12 protein-coding genes are annotated in these 17,721 nt (G+C 72.7%); 5 read left to right on the top strand and 7 right to left on the bottom strand.

What is annotated here, in order from left to right; translation table 11 throughout:
* Nucleotides 1-150 precede the first annotated feature (150 nt).
* The 5 genes from ACIGJO_RS29005 to ACIGJO_RS28985 are packed head-to-tail and all read left to right on the top strand — an operon-like array spanning nucleotide 151 to nucleotide 6,243.
* On the top strand, nucleotides 151-2,028 hold the full coding sequence (locus ACIGJO_RS29005) for an ABC transporter substrate-binding protein (protein ID WP_399963057.1): 1,878 nt from the start codon (nucleotides 151-153) through the stop codon (nucleotides 2,026-2,028).
* Between the two features lie 3 nt (nucleotides 2,029-2,031).
* Nucleotides 2,032-3,123, top strand: coding sequence for an ABC transporter permease (locus ACIGJO_RS29000; RefSeq protein WP_399963055.1), 1,092 nt, complete (start codon nucleotides 2,032-2,034; stop codon nucleotides 3,121-3,123).
* Complete coding sequence (locus ACIGJO_RS28995) at nucleotides 3,120-4,040, top strand: ABC transporter permease (RefSeq protein WP_399963053.1); 921 nt, start codon at nucleotides 3,120-3,122, stop codon at nucleotides 4,038-4,040. Before ACIGJO_RS29000 ends, ACIGJO_RS28995 begins: the two co-directional genes overlap by 4 nt.
* Complete coding sequence (locus tag ACIGJO_RS28990; protein ID WP_399963051.1) at nucleotides 4,037-5,245, top strand: ABC transporter ATP-binding protein; 1,209 nt, start codon at nucleotides 4,037-4,039, stop codon at nucleotides 5,243-5,245. Before ACIGJO_RS28995 ends, ACIGJO_RS28990 begins: the two co-directional genes overlap by 4 nt.
* Nucleotides 5,242-6,243, top strand: a complete 1,002-nt coding sequence (locus tag ACIGJO_RS28985) for an oligopeptide/dipeptide ABC transporter ATP-binding protein (protein WP_399963049.1) — start codon at nucleotides 5,242-5,244, stop codon at nucleotides 6,241-6,243. The genes ACIGJO_RS28990 and ACIGJO_RS28985 overlap by 4 nt, the downstream gene beginning before the upstream one ends.
* Nucleotides 6,244-6,261: 18 nt before the next feature.
* On the opposite strand, the gene ACIGJO_RS28980 is transcribed toward ACIGJO_RS28985, so the two are convergent.
* The 7 genes from ACIGJO_RS28980 to infB all read right to left on the bottom strand — a co-directional run bounded on the left by ACIGJO_RS28980 (nucleotide 6,262) and on the right by infB (nucleotide 17,611).
* Nucleotides 6,262-7,437 (bottom strand): XdhC family protein, encoded by a 1,176-nt coding sequence (locus tag ACIGJO_RS28980; protein ID WP_399963047.1) that lies wholly within the window; start codon nucleotides 7,435-7,437, stop codon nucleotides 6,262-6,264.
* A gap of 114 nt (nucleotides 7,438-7,551) precedes the next feature.
* Entirely contained in the window at nucleotides 7,552-8,508 is a 957-nt protein-coding gene (locus tag ACIGJO_RS28975) for a bifunctional riboflavin kinase/FAD synthetase (protein ID WP_399963045.1), read from the bottom strand.
* 43 nt (nucleotides 8,509-8,551) lie between these two features.
* The gene (locus tag ACIGJO_RS28970) at nucleotides 8,552-12,352 is read right to left on the bottom strand and encodes a serine protease (RefSeq protein WP_399963043.1); all 3,801 of its coding nucleotides are present in this window, start codon (nucleotides 12,350-12,352) and stop codon (nucleotides 8,552-8,554) included.
* Nucleotides 12,353-12,585: 233 nt separating this feature from the next.
* Nucleotides 12,586-13,488, bottom strand: coding sequence for a tRNA pseudouridine(55) synthase TruB (gene truB, locus ACIGJO_RS28965; protein ID WP_399963041.1), 903 nt, complete (start codon nucleotides 13,486-13,488; stop codon nucleotides 12,586-12,588).
* The gene (rbfA, locus tag ACIGJO_RS28960; RefSeq protein ID WP_399963039.1) at nucleotides 13,485-13,973 is read right to left on the bottom strand and encodes a 30S ribosome-binding factor RbfA; all 489 of its coding nucleotides are present in this window, start codon (nucleotides 13,971-13,973) and stop codon (nucleotides 13,485-13,487) included. The genes truB and rbfA overlap by 4 nt, the downstream gene beginning before the upstream one ends.
* Nucleotides 13,974-14,010: 37 nt before the next feature.
* The gene (locus ACIGJO_RS28955; protein ID WP_266924426.1) at nucleotides 14,011-14,304 is read right to left on the bottom strand and encodes a DUF503 domain-containing protein; all 294 of its coding nucleotides are present in this window, start codon (nucleotides 14,302-14,304) and stop codon (nucleotides 14,011-14,013) included.
* 172 nt (nucleotides 14,305-14,476) lie between these two features.
* Nucleotides 14,477-17,611, bottom strand: coding sequence for a translation initiation factor IF-2 (infB, locus tag ACIGJO_RS28950; RefSeq protein WP_399963036.1), 3,135 nt, complete (start codon nucleotides 17,609-17,611; stop codon nucleotides 14,477-14,479).
* Nucleotides 17,612-17,721: the final 110 nt, after the last annotated feature.

The following is a 17,721-nucleotide window of genomic DNA, read 5'->3' as shown; positions in this document are numbered from 1 at the left end:
GGCCCTTCGCGTATTCCCGCAGCCCACACGCGGTTTGACGGACCGTTGACGCGGCTCGGCCACCGCTGATAAACCTTCGCTTCACCAGTTGACGAACCAGAGATCTGCCCGCCCTTCTCCATGCGAGTCATGACGCGAGGTCCACGTCCCATGGTCACAAGAGTTCCACCGCACTCCTTCCGGCCACGTCGCCGTATGCGCCTCCTCCTGGCCTCCGGCGCCGCCGCGCTGGCGCTGGCCGCCGGATCGGTCGTCCCCGGGAATCCCCTCACGCCCGCGCCCTCGCAGGCGCGGGCCGCCGACAGCGGCGGGACCACCCTCACGGTCGCCGTCGCACAGAGTGTCGACTCCCTGAGCCCGTTCCTCGCGCAGCGCCTGGTCAGCACGAGCGTCTCCCGGCTCATGTACGACTACCTGACGAACTATGACCCCAAGGACAACCGCGCGATCCCGGCGCTCGCCACCAAGTGGGAGCCCTCCGCCGACAAGCTGACCTGGACCTACACGATCCGGTCGGACGCGAAGTGGTCGGACGGGCGGCAGACCACCGCCGAGGACGCGGCGTGGACCTTCAACAAGATCATGACCGACGAGGGCGCGGCCACCTCCAACGGCAACTTCGTCACCAACTTCAAGAAGGTGACCGCGCCCAGTGCGGACAAGCTGGTCATCGAACTGAAGCAGCCGCAGGCCACGATGGCCGCGCTCGATGTGCCGATCGTCCCGAAGCACATCTGGGAGAAGGTGTCCGACTTCTCGAAGTTCAACAACGACACCACTTTCCCGATCGTCGGGAACGGTCCGTTCATCCTCTCGGACTACAAGGTCGACAGCTATGTGAAGCTGAAGGCCAACAAGGACTTCTGGCGGGGTGCGCCGAAGTTCGACGAGATCGTCTTCCGCTACTACAAGGACCAGGACGCGGCCGTCGCCGCCCTGCGCAAGGGGGAGGTCGGCTTCGTCGCGGGCAGCCCCAGCCTGACCCCCGCCCAGTCGGCCTCCCTCAAGAACGCCGAGAACATCAAGGTGAACGACGCGCCGGGCAGACGGTTCTACGCCCTCGCCGTCAACCCGGGCGCCCGCACGAAGGACGGCAAGAAGTTCGGTGACGGCCACCCGGCGCTGCTCGACCAGAAGGTGCGCCAGGCGCTCTTCATGGCCGTCGACCGCAGGACCATCATCGACAAGGTCTTCCAGGGCCACGCCGTGGAGGGCGAGGGATACATCCCGCCGCGCTTCTCCGACTACTTCTGGAAGCCCGCCGACGGCCAGAAGCTGGCGTACGACCCGGCGAACGCGGCGGCCCTGCTCGACGAGGCCGGGTACAAGAAGAACAGCGGCGGCAAGCGCGTCGGCAAGGACGGCAAGCCGCTCGACTTCCGGATCCTGTGCCACGCCACCGACCCGAACGACAAGGCGGTCGGCAAGTACCTCCAGGAGTGGTGGGGCGGCCTGGGCATCGGCCTGAAGGTCGACTGCATCGACAACGTCTCCGACCCCTGGTACGCCGGTGAGTACGACCTCGCCTTCGACGGCTGGTCCGTCAATCCGGACCCCGACTTCGTGATGTCGATCCACACCTGCGCCGCGCTGCCGTCCCGGCCGAAGGAGTCGGCCACCACCGACAACTTCATCTGCGACAAGCAGTACGACGGGCTCTACGACCAGCAACTGGCCGAGTACGACCCCGCCAAACGGGCTGATCTGGTCAAGCGGATGGAGTCACGGCTGTACGACACCGGGTACATGAACGTCATGGCGTACCCGAATGCCGTCGAGGCCTACCGCACCGACCAGATCGAGTCGATCACGACCATGCCCGCGGACGCGGGCAACATCTACGGCCAGGACGGTTACTGGAGCTGGTGGTCAGCGGTCCCGGCCGCTTCCCCCGGCTCCGGCTCCGACGACTCCGGTGGCAGCTCCACCGGGGTGCTCATCGGTATCGGTGTCGCCGTCGTCGTCCTCGCCGGTGGCGGACTGCTGTTCGCCATGCGTCGTCGTTCCACCGCGGAAGACCGTGAATAGTCCATGAGCACAGAAAGCACTCCCGCGCTCCTGAAAGGCGCGGCGGGCGTGGACAGTGCGGAATCCGACGGCCCGGCTCCGGCCGGGCCGTCGGCCCGCGGTCCGCGCTCCCGCAGCACGCGCGCCTATATCCGCTATGTGGCGGGCAAGCTGGCCGGTGCGGCCGTCTCGCTGTTCGCCGTGCTCGTCACCAGCTTCTTCCTGTTCCGGCTGATTCCCGGCGACCCGGTCAAGCAGATGACCGGCGGCCGGCAGGTGTCCACGGAGCAGATCAGGGCGATGCGCCGCGAGTTCGGCCTCGACCTGCCGCTCTGGCAGCAGTTCACCGACTACTGCGGCAAGGCGCTGACCGGGGACTTCGGTACGTCGTACCAGTTCCGCGCCCCCGTGATCGACAAGATCACCGAGGCGCTGCCCGCCACCCTGCTGCTCACCGGTACCGCCTTCGTGATCTACACGGTCATCGGCATCTGGCTGGGTGCCCGGTCCGCGTGGCGAAACGGTTCTCTCGGGGACCGCTCCCATACCGGGATCGCCCTGACGCTCTACTCCGTGCCCTCGTTCTGGCTCGGTCTGCTCCTGATCATCACGCTGTCGGTGGGCATCGGCCCGATTCCCGGGCTCTTCCCGACCGGAGGCATGGAGTCCGGCAACACGATCGGCTTCGACCGCGTCCTCGACGTCGCCCACCACATGGTGCTGCCGGTCATCACCCTCGTCGCCGTCGAGTACGCGCGCACCCTGCTGGTGATGCGTTCCTCGCTGCTCGACGAGATGGGCAGCGACTATCTGACGACGGCCCGCGCGAAGGGGCTGCGCGACGATCTCGTACGCCGCCGCCATGCCGTGCCGAACGCGATGCTGCCGACGGTGACCCTGCTCTTCGTGAACCTGGGCACCACCGTGGCGGGCGCCATCCTGGTGGAGACCGTGTTCTCCTGGCCGGGGCTCGGCGGGCTCTTCTACCAGGCCCTGAGCGTGCCCGACCTGCCGCTGGTGCAGGCGCTGTTCTTCGTCTTCGCCTCCGCGGTGATCCTGATGAACACACTCGCCGATGTGATCTATCCGCTGCTCGATCCCCGGGTGGGCCGATGACGACCTCGACCGATGCCGTGAGCACCAGCGGCCCGCGTGCGCTCACCTGGGCCCGCAGACGCCGTTCGGCGGCCGCCTTCTGGCGGCAGTACCGCAGCCACCGGGCGGGCCTCGTCGGACTCGCCGTGCTGGCCCTGATCGCCCTGATCGCGCTGGCCGCCCCGCTGCTCGTGGGGGCCGGATCACAGAGCGTCACCCAGGCGCCGGGCGGTCCCATGGAGTCGCCGAGCGCCGAATTCCCGCTGGGGACCGACCAGTTCGGGCGCAGTCTGCTGGCCCTGCTGGTGTGGGGCACCAGGGTCTCGCTGACCGTCGGCCTGCTCGCGGCGTTCCTCTCGGTCGCGATCGGCACCCTGGTCGGAATCACCGCGGGACACTTCAAGGGCTGGTACGGGACCGTCGTCATGCGGATCACCGACTGGTTCCTGGTGATGCCGACCCTCGTGCTCGCCATCGCGCTGGCCACGGTCCTGTCGCGGTCCGTCTGGACGACGGTCCTGGCGATCGGCGTGACGACCTGGCCGACGACCGCCCGGCTGGTCCGCGCGCAGACACTGTCCGTCGAGTCCCGGCCGTACATCGAGCGCTCCACGGCGCTCGGTGGCGGCCACCGGCACATCATGTCCCGCCATGTGCTGCCCAACGTCATGCCTCTGGTGCTCGCCCAGACCACCCTGGTGATCTCCACCGCCATCCTCACCGAGGCGACCCTCGCCTTTCTCGGGCTCAGCGATCCCACGATCGTCTCCTGGGGCGGGCTGCTCCAGGACGCCCGTGAGGCCGGCGCGGTCAGCTCCGGCAACTGGTGGTACCTCGCTCCGCCCGGACTCGCCATCGCGGTCGTCGCCCTCGCGTTCACGCTGTGCGGCCGCACCATCGAGACCGTGCTCAACCCCAAGCTGGGGGTGACCCGTTGACCACCACGACGACCACCGCGAAGGAGCCCGGGACCGGGCAGCCACTGCTCGAAGTCCGGGACCTGAGGGTCACCTACGGCTCCGGAGCCCTCGCCGTGCCCGCCGTGCGCGGCATCGATCTGCGTGTCGAGGCCGGCCGGAAGCTCGGCATCGCCGGGGAGTCCGGGTGCGGGAAGTCGACGCTGGCGCTCGCCCTGCTGCGGCTGCTGCCCCCGTCGGCCACCCTGTCGGGCGAGATCCTGCTGGACGGCGAGGACGTCCTCTCCATGAAGTGGGGCCGGCTGCGGGCGGTGCGCTGGGCCGGGGCGTCGATCGTCTTCCAGGGCGCGATGCACTCGCTCAATGCCGTGCACCGCGTCGGGGACCAGATCGCTGAACCGATCCTGCTGCACCGGAAGGCCACCCCCGCCGCGGCCCGGAAGCGGGCCGGTGAACTGCTGGAACAGGTCGGGCTGCCCGCCGCCCGCGCGCAGGCCTATCCGCACGAGCTGTCCGGCGGCCAGCGCCAGCGCGTGATGATCGCGATGGCCCTGGCCTGCGACCCGCGTCTGATCGTCGCGGACGAGCCGACCACGGCGCTCGATGTGATGATCCAGGCGCAGATCCTGCGGCTGATCGAGCAGCTCGTCGCCGACCAGGACGTCGGGCTGATCATGATCAGCCACGACCTGGCGGTGCTCTCCGACACCTGCGACCGGCTGTCGGTGATGTACGCGGGCCGGATCGTCGAGGAGGGCCCGGCCAAGCAGGTGTACGAGAACGCCCGCCACCCGTACGGCAGGGCGCTGTCGGCCGCCTTCCCCAGGATCGGCGACCTCTCCTCGCGCCACGCCCCGCGCGGGCTGCCGGGCGACCCGCCGGACCCGGCGGCGCTGCCCTCCGGCTGTACGTTCCATCCGCGCTGCCCGCAGGCGCTGGACTCCTGCGCCTCCGCGGACCAGGAACTGCGGGCCGTCGGGGCCGGGCACCGGGCGGCCTGTGTGCTGGTGGAACCGGAGGCCGTCGCGGCCGCGCTCGTGGGCGCCGGTGCCGGACCGCCGGACGCCGGTATGACGGACGTCGGCCCACCGGACGCCGGTATGACGGACGTCGGCCCACCGGACGCCGGTCTGACGGATACCGGGGCCGCCGCCGGGGCCGCCGCCGGCCCTCCGGGGGCACAGCCCGGTCTTCCCGGGGCCGAGGAAGCGAGGAGCACCTCATGACCACCACCACTCCCCTGCTCAGCGCCGAGGCGCTGCAGGTGACCTTCCCCGGCCGGCGCGGTGCCGCCGCGGCACGCGCCGTGGACGGCGTCGACCTCGACATCCGGCCGGGCGAGATCGTGGCCCTGGTCGGCGAGTCGGGCTGCGGCAAGACGACCCTGGCCCGCTCCCTGCTGGGCCTGGTGGCGCCCAGCTCCGGCCGGGTCACCTTCGACGGCACCCCGCTGGACTACTCCGGCCGCGCCCTCAAGGCGTACCGCAAGCGCGTGCAGCTGGTCCTCCAGGACCCCAGCGGCTCGCTCAACCCCCGGCACACGGTGTACGACGCGGTCGCGGAGGGGCTGCGCATCCACGGGTACGCGGGCGACGAACGGGCCGCGGTGGCCGAGGCGCTGTCCCGGGCGGGGCTGCGGCCGCCCGAGCGCTTCTTCCTGCGCTACCCGCACGAGCTGTCCGGCGGCCAGCGCCAGCGCGTCGTCATCGCGGGCGCCCTCGTCCTGGAACCCGAACTGATCGTCGCCGACGAGCCGGTGGCCTCGCTGGACGCGTCGGTGCGCGGCGAGATCCTGGCCCTGCTGCTGCGGCTGCGCGACGAACTGGGGCTCTCCGCGCTGGTCGTCACGCACGATCTGGGTCTGGCGTGGAACATCGCGGACCGGGTGGCCGTGATGTATCTGGGCCGGATCGTCGAGACGGGTCCGGTGGAGCAGATCCTGACGGCACCTCAGCATCCGTACACCAAGGCCCTGCTGTCCGTACTGCCGGACGCGGAGGGCGAACCGGTGATTCTGACCGGGGAGCCGCCGGACCCGTCGAAGGTGCCGTCGGGCTGCCGTTTCCATGCCCGCTGTCAGGTCCTGGCCTCGGGCGAGGCCGAACGGGCGGGGGTGGCGGACGCCTGCCGTACGAAGGATCTGCCGGTGCTGGACGGGGGCGACGCCACCCAGGTGGCGTGCCACTGGGCCGCGGCGCTCCCGGAGGCACCGGTCCCGGCCTGACCGGCGCTCCGGCTCCCCTCAGCCCCCGGACGGGCCGGGCGGACCGTGGTGGATGGAGCCCGCCAGTTCGCCCAGCGGGCGGCCCGTGCCGCCCCAGCGGTGCTGGATGATCTCGGCCGCGATGGAGACGGCCGTCTCCTGCGGGGTACGGGCCCCGAGGTCGAGGCCGACGGGAGAGGCGAGGCGGGCCAGTTCCGCCTCGCCCACCCCGGCCTCGCGCAACCGGGCGGTCCGCTCGCGATGGGTGCGGCGGCTGCCCATGACCCCGATGTAGGCGGCGGGCGTCCGCAGCGCGGCGACGAGCAGCGGCACATCGAACTTCGGGTCGTGCGTCAGCACACAGATGACCGTGCGGGCGTCGACCGGGGTCGATTCGAGGTACGTGTGCGGCCAGGCGCGGACGACCTCGTGGGCGGACGGGAAGCGTTCCCGGGTGGCGAAGGCCGGGCGGGCGTCGCAGACCGTGACCCGGTAGCCGAGGAACGAACCGATCCGCGCGGTGGCCGCGGCATGGTCGATGGCGCCGAAGACGAGCATGCGGGGCGGTGGGGCGTACGTCTGGACGAAGACGGACACCTCCTGCATCCGGCGCTGGCCCCGCGCCCCGTACCGCTGCACCCCGGTGGCCCCCTGGGCCAGCAGCCCGCGGGCGTCGTCGGTGACCGCCGCGTCGAGCCCCTCGGCGCCGAGCGAGCCGGCCGTACGGTCCGCCAGGACCACCAGGAAGTCCCCGGCCCCCACGCCTCCCGGATCCGGATCCGTGTCCGGGTCCGTGTCCAGGTCCGTGTCCGGGTCCGCTCGCGGCAGGACCGTCGCCACCGCCACCGGCTCATCGGCGGCGACGAGATCCATCACCGTACGCAGCCGGTCGCGGTCCGCGGCCGAGGTGTAGGAGCGCACCAGGACCTCGATCGTGCCGCCGCAGGTCAGGCCGACCCCGAGGGCCTCGTCGTCGCTGATCCCGTAGGACCGCAGCCGCGGCCGGCCGGAGGCGAGCACCTCGTCGGCCACCTCGTACACATCGCTCTCGACGCAGCCCCCCGAGACACTGCCCGCCACCGCCCCCTCGGAGCTGACCGCCATCGCGGCACCGGGCTCCCGGGGCGCGCTGCCGTGGACGGCGACGACGGTCGCCAGGGCGAAGGACGTACCGGCCGTGTGCCAGTCGCGGAGTTCGGGCAGGATTTCGCGCACCCTGCAAGCATCCGCCGTCCGCCGGAGGACCGCGCGACGACGGGGCGGACCCCGGGCACGGAGGCCCGCGTCGGGCCGGTGCCAGGCGTCAGCTCAGGTGGCAGGCGTCGAGCGTCAGGCGTTGCGCTCGTACGTCTCGATCAGCTCGCTGCACCGCTTCACATCGGCGGCCATGGCCACCAGGAGTTCGTCGACCGAGTCGAACTTCAGCATCCCGCGTACATACGCGAGGAAGTCCACGGCGACATGCAGCCCGTACAGCTCCAGGCCCACACGGTCGATCGCGTACGCCTCGACGGTCCGCTCGGTGGCATCGAACTGCAGGTTCGTCCCCACGGAGATCGCGGCGGGCATCGCCTCACCCTCCACCTGGAGCCAGCCCGCGTAGACACCGTCGGCGGGGATCGCGGTGTGCGGCAGGGTCTCCACGTTCGCCGTCGGGAAGCCCAGCTCACGGCCGCGCTGCGCACCGCGCACCACGATGCCCTCGACGCGGTGCGGCCGGCCGAGGATCTCGGCGGCGCCCGCCACATCGCCCTCGGCGACGAGCCGGCGGGTGAGGGTGGAGGAGAACGGCTGACCGCCCCCGGCCGCACCGCTCACATAGAGGTCGATGACCTCGACGGTGTAGTCGTAGGTGGCACCCATCTCGGTGAGCAGCGCCACGTTCCCCGCCGCCTTGTGGCCGAAACGGAAGTTCGGCCCCTCGATGACGGCCTGTGCGTGCAGCTTGTCGACCAGCACCTTCACGATGAAGTCGGTGGGCGACAGCTTCGAGAACTCGGCCGTGAACGGCAGGATCAGCACCGCGTCCACACCCAGCTCCGCCATCAGCTCGGCGCGGCGGTGGTGCGGGGCGAGCAGCGGCGGATGGCTGCCGGGGCGGACGACCTCGCTGGGGTGCGGGTCGAAGGTCACGACGACGGACGGAACGCCCAGCTCGCGCGCCCGTTCCACGGCACGGCCGATGATCAGCTGGTGCCCGCGGTGCACTCCGTCGTAGGAGCCGATGGTGACGACGCTGCGTCCCCAGTCCTGGGGGATGTCCTCCAAGCCACGCCAGCGCTGCACTGTGACCGCTCCTCGCCCGAACCTGTGTACGTGTGTATGTCGATTACGCAGGTCTAAGACTGCCATGCTCACGTCCCGCGACCCGCATCGGCATCGGCATCGCGGGCCGCGATGCCTCCAGCGCCTCCACGGTCCGCCGGGTGCTCGGGCCCACCACGGCCGCCCATTCCTGCGGGGCGTCGGTCAGCCATCCGATGACCAGGGCGGCGAACCCGGGCACGTCCCGGGCGAGTTCGACGAGCCGCCGGTCGAAACGGGCGGCGCCCTCCGGTGTGCGCACCAGCAGTATGCCGGTGCGGTGGACCAGCGCGCGCGTGCGTACCTCGGGCCGGCTCCCGCACCCGGCCGCGGCGGCCCGCAGCAGCGCGTCCAGTACCTCCGGGTCCCGCCCCCTGTCCTGCTCGAACTCCAGCAGGACCTCCAGCAGCTCGGCCCGCAGCGGCCGGGAGTCGGCGCTCCCCGGACCCGCGAGCACGCCGGCGAGCGCCCCGCGCACGACGGGCGGCGCGGGCCGGTCGCGGAGCAGCCCGGTCACCAGGGGCAGCAGCAGGGCACGGGCGGCGGCACCGTGCTCCAGCCGCAGGTCCACATACTCGGCGGCACGCGCGCCGTCCTCCGGATGGCTGTCGATGTACTCCCGTACGAGCCCCGCGGCGTGCAGCGCCAGGGCGGGCGTGTCCAGCGCGGCCAGCTCCCGCAGCACCTCGCCCGCGCCGTCCCCGGGCCGGGCCAGCCGGGCGCGCAGGGCGGCGAGCACCGGCTGCGGGCGGGCCGGGAAGACCTCCGCCAGCAGTGCCACCGGCAGCCGGGGATCACCTGCGGCGAAGATCCGCAGGGCCTCGGCGAGGTAGTCGTCCCTGGTCTGCGGATCGCGGACGAGGAGGGTGAGCGCCGCCGCGTGCAGCGCGCCGGCGGAGCGGCGGCCCAGCAGGGCGAGGGCGGCGGTGCGCAGCAGGGCCCGGTCGGTGCCGGTGAGCGTGGCCCCGGCGAGCAGCGTGGCGTGGTGGGCGGCGGCCGGGTGCCGCGCGGGCCGGTCCTCGTCGCGCGCCCAGCGGGCCACGGCCCGGCAGAGCGCGGCGGGCTCGTCCTCGGCGAGGGCGGCGAGGAGTTCTGCGGCCCGGGGGTGGGGCGTCACCACGAGGGCGTCGGTCAGCTCGTCGACGGCCAGCTCCCGGCGGGCGTACAGGAGGGCCTGCGCGGCGGCGGCCACGGTGGGCCGCAGGGGCTCGTCCCGGTCGTGGAGCAGCGGGCGCTCGTCGGTGAACCACCGGCACAGCAGCGCCTGCACCATGGGCGGGTCGAGGGCGAGCCGCCGGGCCACGGCGTCCAGGTACCGTTCGTCCCCGTCCGCGCGCGGGACCCCGTCGGCGGGCACGAGCCGCCGCAGCAGGTCGATCCGGTCCTCCTCGGGCAGCCGCAGCCGCAGCCAGAACCGGGGGCCGAACTCCGCGTAGGCACCCGGCCCGGACGGTGACGTGCCGCCCCCGTCGGCGGACCGCCGGGTGATCCGTCCGGCGAGCACCCGCAGGACACCGAGATACGGGCGTGCGTCGGGCACGGTGAGCAGCGACCGGCCCAGGAGATGGGCGGCCCACCACGCGGCGTCCTCGTCCTGCCGTGCCTGCCCCTCCTCGGGGGAGAGCCGGTCCAGTGCCTCGATCAGATCGGCCATCCGGTGCGCCAGGGCGGAGGCACCCTGGCGGCGCCCCAGCAGGAGCATCGCCTGGATCACCGGTCCGATGCGGTGCCTCGGTACGGGCAGGCTGCGGGGCTCCGGTGTCCCGGGAAGCCCGTGGGCCGGCCGGGGCCGGCGGGGCACCTGGAGCGGTGCGGGCTGCCACCGCCGGTCGCGCCGGGGCTCGCCCGGTCCGAAGGACCGCCGGGGCTCGCCCGGCTCCGGGTACCGCCGTGGCTCCCTGGGCTGCTGGACCCGCTGGGGCTGGCGTGAGCGACGGGGCCGCGGCAGGGGCGCCCCGGGGACCGCCGGGGCCTCCGGGGCGGTCCGCGGTGCGTGCGCGCCGTGGGGCGCCCCGGCGGACGGGGCGACGGGCTCCTCCGCCGTGTGCCAGCGGTGCACCAGTGACCGCAGTGCCGCGTCGAGGTCCAGATGCGCGCCCTGCACCCAGTCCCCCAGCTCCTCATGGGCGAATCGGTAGCCCGCGCCCGCCGGGACCAGGAGGCCCTCTGTGAGGACCGCCGAGGCCCAGCCGGTACGCCAGGGGAAGATCTCCTCGAACGCCGCCCGGTCCAGCTCGCCCTGGCCCGGCCCCAGACAGCGCCGGGCCGCCTCGTGGACCTGCCCGGCCACCCGGGCGGCCAGCCGGCGCACTGCGGTGCCCCGGGGCCGCGGGTCGGCCGCCGCCGCGATCCGGACCGCGACGCGGACGCACATGAGGTCGAGGTGGGCGCCGAAGACGTCCTCGGTGCCGGGCCGGCCGGGCACGTCGGGGGGCAGCGCCCCGCGTACCTCGGCGAGCAGCCGCAGGGTGAGCGGGTGCCGTTCGTGGCCCGGGACGAGGGCGCCGGGCGGGATGCCGTACCGCTCGCGGGCGCGTTCGGCCTGGACCGCGGTCAGGTCGCCCAGCCGCAGCGCGGGCGGCAGTGCCCGGGCGGACCGCGCCGGGCGGTGCAGGGTGTCCGGCGGGTAGAGCGACCCGGCCCGCTCCCAGTGCTCGGGCCGGCAGGCGACGACGAGCCGTACTCCGTGCTGCCGCAGCCAGCCGGCCGTGCCCGCCGTCCACTCGGCGAGCCGGTGGGCCAGCAGCGGGGGCATCTCCTCGGGACCGTCGAGCACGACGAGCAGCGGGCGCCCGGCCGCGGCGGCCAGCCCGGCCACCCGCTCGGGGGTGGCCGTCGCCATGTCGCCCCGGGCCCCGGCCGCGGAGACGATCCGTGCGCAGCCGGCGAGGGTACGGGCGAGCGCCCCGGCGATGGAGGCGTCGTCCGCCAGCAGGTCGGCACCGCGCAGCCACAGCGTGAGCGCGGGGTCCTCGCCGCCGGCCCGGCGGGCGGCGAGGGCGGCGAGTTCCGTGGTGCGGCCGGTGCCGGGCGCCCCGACGAGTCCGAGGACCGTGCCCGTACCGTCCTCGAAGGCGGTGAACTCCGCGTGCACGTCCTCCCGCTCCACCGGTTCGGTACGCGAGTGGGGGCCGCCTGCGGAGCCGACCGAGGTCGCGGTGAGCTGGAGGGCACCGGCGAGGTTGAGGTCGCGCCCGTAGCCCGGGACGCCCGACGCGTTGCGCCGCAGCAGAGCGCCGAGCGGGCCCTCCGCGTCCTCGGGGCCGGCCGCGAGCGGCAGGGCGAGCCCGGCGGCCTCATGGGCGGCGCGCAGGGCGGTGCAGAGCACGCCGAGGACCGCACCGGTCACCGGGTCCGTCACCGGGCCTCCCACGGCCGCCCCGCCCGAGCGCAGCGCGTCGCGCCCGTCCGTGCCGAGGGCCAGTTCCAGCGCGGCGCCGACCGGATGGCCCAGGCCGCGCTCGGTGTACGTCGCCGGGGACGTACCGAGCACGCGGGCCTCGCGCCAGCCGTGCGCGGCGATCCGTACGTACGTCCCGGCCTCGATCCGGTCCCGTGCGGCGATCGGCAGCGGCTCGGTGCCGAGCGCGTCGGGGCCGCCGGTGCGCAGCAGTGCCAGGCCGAGCGCGGGCAGGGCGGTGATGTCGTCGGGGCCGAGCGGGACACTGCGGCCGTCGCTCCCGTGCAGCACCAGGGGGACGCCGGAGACGACGGCCTGGTGGCCGGTGACGACCGTCCCGCGGTCGTCCGCGACAAATCCGGTCCCTCGCGGCCGGCCGGCCTGATCGCAGATTCTTACCAGCTTCGACCGGTCCCCGCTGCCCATGCTGCAAACGGTAGGTCGGGAGTGATCGGCGCGAGAAGCGAGAGGTACGAACACGCCCCCTCGCGCACCCCTCATTCACTCCGAGCGCCCGTCCATTGGGGTGAATTCGCCGGGCAGGATGGACAGGGCTCATCCCGGGAGGGGGGTCGTGGAGCGGGCACCGGGGGCTGTGCCCGCTCCACGGCGGGAACCGGTGGTGGAGCGGGCAGGACCCGGAAGGGGAGGAACGTCCGTCAGGCGAAGACGGCGAGGCTCTTGGCCTTGCCCTTCTGCTCCTCGACGAGCACCAGGAACGTCCCGTCGGGCCCGAAGACCCCGACCGGTCCCGGCGGGTACGCGGGCATGTCCAGCCGGACCCCGTTGAGCAGCAGCCTGGCCCGCTTCTCGTCCACGTCCCAGCGGGGGAACGCGGAGGCGGCGGCCTCGGCGACCGGCATCACGGTCAGCTCCTCCTGGTGCGCCTCCAGCGTCCTCGCCGCGTCCAGCCCGTACGGGCCGACCCGGGTGCGCCGCAGCGCCGTGAGGTGCCCGCCCACGCCGAGCCCGGCACCGAGGTCCCGGGCGAGGGCGCGGATGTACGTACCGGAGGAGCAGACGACGGAGACGACGAGGTCGACGACCGGGGTCCCGTCCTCGGCGACCGCCTCGCGGACGTCGTAGACGTTGAAGGACGAGACGGTCACCGGGCGGGCCGGGATCTCGAACTCCTCGCCGCCGCGCACCCGCGCGTAGGAGCGCTTGCCGTCGATCTTGATGGCACTGACCTTGGACGGCACCTGCATGATCGCGCCGGTCAGCGCGGCCACCCCGGCGTCGATGCCCTCCCGGGTCACGCCCGAGGCATCGGTGGACGAGGTGATCTCGCCCTCCGCGTCATCGGTGACGGTGTCCTGCCCGAGCCGGATCGTGCCGAGGTACTCCTTCTCGGTCAGCGCGAGGTGGCCCAGGAGCTTGGTGGCCTTCTCGACGCCGAGCACGAGCACTCCGGTCGCCATCGGGTCGAGCGTGCCGGCGTGTCCGACCCGGCGGGTGCGGGCGATGCCGCGCATCTTGGCGACGACGTCGTGCGAAGTGAAGCCGGACGGCTTGTCGACGATGACAAGGCCGTCCGGCGTCCTGTTGTTCTGCTGTGTCATGCGGAGGCCGAGCCCTCGTTCCCGCCGGGGCGCTCGGGCCCGTCCGACCCCTCGGTCCCGTCCTCGTCCTCCGGCTTGCGGTACGGGTCGGCGTCGCCCGCGTACTTCGCGCCGGTCGACACCTCGCGTACCGCGGCGTCCTTGGCCCGCGCCTTGTCGAGGAGGTCCTCGATGGTGCGGGCGTTGTCCGGCAGGGCGTCCGGGACGAAGGCCAGGGTCGGTGTGAACCGGACCCCGGTCTGCCGGCCGACCTCGGAGCGCAGGACGCCCTTGGCGCTCTCCAGCGCCGCGGCGGAGGCCGCGCGCTCCTCGTCGTCGCCGTAGACCGTGTAGAAGACCGTGGCCTCCCGCAGGTCGCCGGTGACACGGGCGTCCGTGATCGTCACGAATCCGAGCCGCGGATCCTTGATACGCCGGTCCAGGGTCTCCGCGACCACGACCTGGATGCGATCGGCCAGCTTGCGGGCCCGCGCGTTGTCGGTCACCGGTCCGTCACTCTTCCTTCTGGTTTTTGCTTACGGGTCAGTCTTCGTCACTGTGCAGCCGCCGTCGAACCGACAGCAGCTCCACCTCGGGACGCGCGGCGATCAGCCGCTCGCACCGGTCCAGTACGTCTGTGAGGTGTCCGGTGTCCCCGGAGACCACGGCAAGGCCGATCTCGGCCCTGCGATGGAGATCCTGCCCGCCGGTCTCCGCCACACTCACCGCGTACTTGCGGTGCAGTTCGGCGACGATCGGACGGACGATGGAGCGTTTCTCCTTCAACGACCGTACGTCGCCGAGGAGCAGATCGAAGGACAGTGTCCCCACATACATGGATGTCCGGATGTCCCGCCGGTTCGGGTTCGGGTGCCCGGGGGCATCCCCCGGGCCGGCACAGCCGCGCCCCGCCCGCACTCGGCAGGGACATCCAGAACCGTACCGGAACGGCCGGGGCCGATCGACGGAAATATGACCCGTCGACCGGCCCCGACCGTTGAGGTACGGATCAGCCGCGCGGCTTCTCGCGCATCTCGTACGTCGCGATGACGTCGTCGATCTTGATGTCGTTGAAGTTTCCGAGGTTGATACCGCCCTCGAAGCCTTCGCGGATCTCGGTGACGTCGTCCTTGAAGCGGCGCAGACCTGAGATGTTGAGGTTCTCCGCGATGACCTTGCCATCGCGCAGCAGGCGCGCCTTGGTGTTGCGCTTGACCTCGCCGGACCGGACCAGCACACCGGCGATGTTGCCCAGCTTGGACGAGCGGAAGATCTCGCGGATCTCCGCCGTACCGAGCTCGACCTCTTCGTACTCCGGCTTGAGCATGCCCTTGAGGGCCGCTTCGATCTCTTCGATCGCCTGGTAGATGACCGAGTAGTACCGGACGTCCACGCCTTCGCGCTCGGCCATCTGCGCGGCACGCCCTGCGGCGCGCACGTTGAAGCCGATCACGATGGCGTCGGAGCCGGTCGCCAGGTCGATGTCCGACTCGGTGACCGCACCCACACCGCGGTGCAGGACCCGGATGTCGACCTCTTCACCGACGTCGAGCTGGAGCAGCGAGGACTCGAGAGCCTCCACCGAACCGGACGCGTCGCCCTTGATGATGAGGTTGAGTTCCTGGACCAGACCGGCCTTGAGCGCCTCGTCCAGGTTCTCCAGGGAGAACCGGACACCCTTGCGGGCGAAGTTGGCGTTGCGCTCACGGGCGGCACGCTTCTCGGCGATCTGACGGGCCGTACGGTCCTCGTCGACGACCAGGAAGTTGTCGCCGGCGCCCGGGACGTTGGTGAGACCCAGCACGAGGACGGGGGTCGAGGGACCCGCCTCCTCGACGTTCTCGCCCTTGTCGTCGAGCATCGCGCGGACACGGCCGTACGCGTCGCCGACCACCATCGTGTCGCCGACCCGCAGCGTGCCTCGCTGGACCAGGACGGTCGCGACGGCACCGCGGCCGCGGTCGAGGTGGGACTCGATCGCAATACCCTGCGCGTCCTGCTCCGGGTTGGCCCGCAGGTCGAGCGAGGCGTCGGCGGTGAGGACGACGGCCTCCAGCAGTGCCTCGATGTTGAGGCCCTGCTTCGCGGAGATGTCGACGAACATCGTGTCGCCGCCGTACTCCTCGGCCACCAGACCGAACTCGGTGAGCTGACCGCGCACCTTGGTCGGGTCGGCACCCTCGACGTCGATCTTGTTGACCGCGACCACGATCGGCACCTCGGCCGCCTTGGCGTGGTTCAGCGCCTCGATCGTCTGGGGCATCACACCGTCGTTGGCCGCCACCACGAGGATCGCGATGTCGGTCGACTTCGCACCACGTGCACGCATGGCGGTGAACGCCTCGTGACCCGGGGTGTCGATGAAGGTGATCCGGCGGTCCTCGCCGTTGACCTCGGAGGAGACCTGGTACGCACCGATGTGCTGCGTGATGCCGCCGGCCTCGCCCGCGACGACATTCGTCTTGCGGATCGCGTCCAGCAGTCGGGTCTTACCGTGGTCGACGTGACCCATGACGGTCACGACCGGCGGACGGGAGACCAGAGCCTCTTCGCCGCCCTCGTCCTCGCCGAACTCGATGTCGAAGGACTCGAGCAGCTCGCGGTCCTCCTCCTCGGGGCTGACGATCTCCAGGACGTAGTTCATCTCGTCCGCGAGGAGCCGCAGCGTCTCGTCGGAGACGGACTGCGTGGCCGTGACCATCTCGCCGAGGTTCATCATCACGGCGACGAGCGACGCCGGGTTGGCGTTGATCTTCTCCGCGAAGTCGGTGAGGGAGGCACCGCGCGACAGCCGGACAGCCTGTCCGTTGCCGCGGGGCAGCATGACGCCGCCGACCGACGGGGCCTGCATGGCCTCGTACTCCTGGCGCCTCTGCCGCTTCGACTTACGGCCACGACGCGCCGGACCGCCGGGACGGCCGAACGCACCCTGTGTGCCACCACGGCCACCGGGACCGCCGGGACGGCCACCGAAGCCGGGACGACCGCCGAAGCCGCCGCCACCACCGGGACGACCGGCACCGCCGCCGCCACCCGGACCACCGGGACGGCCGGCGAACCCGCCGCCACCGCCACCAGGACCGGCCGGACGGCCCGCGAAGCCGCCGCCACCGGGACGACCGCCGCCGCCACCGCCACCGCCGGGACGACCGCCGCCGCCACCGGGACCACGGCCACCGCCGGGGCCACCGCCGGGACGCGGACCCGCAGCGGGACGCTGCGGCATCATGCCGGGGTTGGGACGGTTACCCGCGGGGCCACCGCCGGGGCGGGGAGCCTGCGGACGGGGCATGCCGCCCGGAGAGGGACGTGCGCCACCCTGACCCTGGGGGCGCGGGGCGCCGCCGGGGCCACTGCCCTGCGGGCGCGGGGCGCCGGGGCGCTCCTGACCGCCACCGGGGCGCGGGGCACCGCCGGGACGGGGCGCCTGGGGGCGCGCCATGCCGGTGGAACCGCCGGAGGTGAAGGGGTTGTTGCCCGGACGGGGACCGGCCGGACGGGCGCCGCCGGGGCGCGGGGCACCCTGGCCCGCGGGACGTGCGGGGCGGTCGCCGCCACGCTCGCCACCACGGCCGCCATCACGCTGACCACCGTCGCGGCCGCCGTCACGCTGACCGCCGGCCGGAGCCGGGCGGGAGGCGGGACGCGGGCCGGGGGTGGCGCCTGCGGGACGGGGGGACTGCTGCTGCGCGGGCGCGGCCGGCTGGGCCGGAGCCGGTGCCGAGAACTCGGCAGCGGGGACCGGGGTCACCGGGGCGGGCTTGGGCGCGGGCTTCGGGCCCGGACGCGGGCCCGCCGACGGCGCGGAGGGCGCTGCCGGGGCGCTGCTCGCCGGGGCCTCGGCGGCGGCCGGCTTGGGGGCCGGGGCGCCGGGCTTCGGGGCAGCAGGACGTGCCGCGGCGGCCGGGGAGGGCGCTGCGGGCTTTGCGGGCGCGGCCTTGCGGGGCGCGCCGGGCTTGGCAGCGGACTTGCCGGCGTTGCCGCCGGGCCCCTGCAGTGCGTCAGTCAATTTGCGTACAACCGGCGCCTCGATCGTCGAGGACGCCGAACGGACGAATTCACCGAGTTCTTGGAGCTTGGCCATGACGACCTTGCTCTCGACGCCGAACTCCTTGGCGAGTTCGTATACCCGGACCTTAGCCACTTCGCTCCTTTTAGGTCCGGGTTACCGCCGGACCGTCGCTACTTCATGGGCGTACTCATCGCGTACTCATCGAGTGCTCATCGCAATCTCGACCTACTTCCAACTCGCGA

Origin of the sequence: Streptomyces sp. NPDC079020 (genome assembly GCF_044542225.1) — a bacterium.
In the GTDB taxonomy this organism is placed as follows: Bacteria; Actinomycetota; Actinomycetes; order Streptomycetales; family Streptomycetaceae; genus Streptomyces.
Note: the sequence above shows the minus strand (reverse complement) of the source record. Positions and strands in the feature narration are given on the sequence as shown.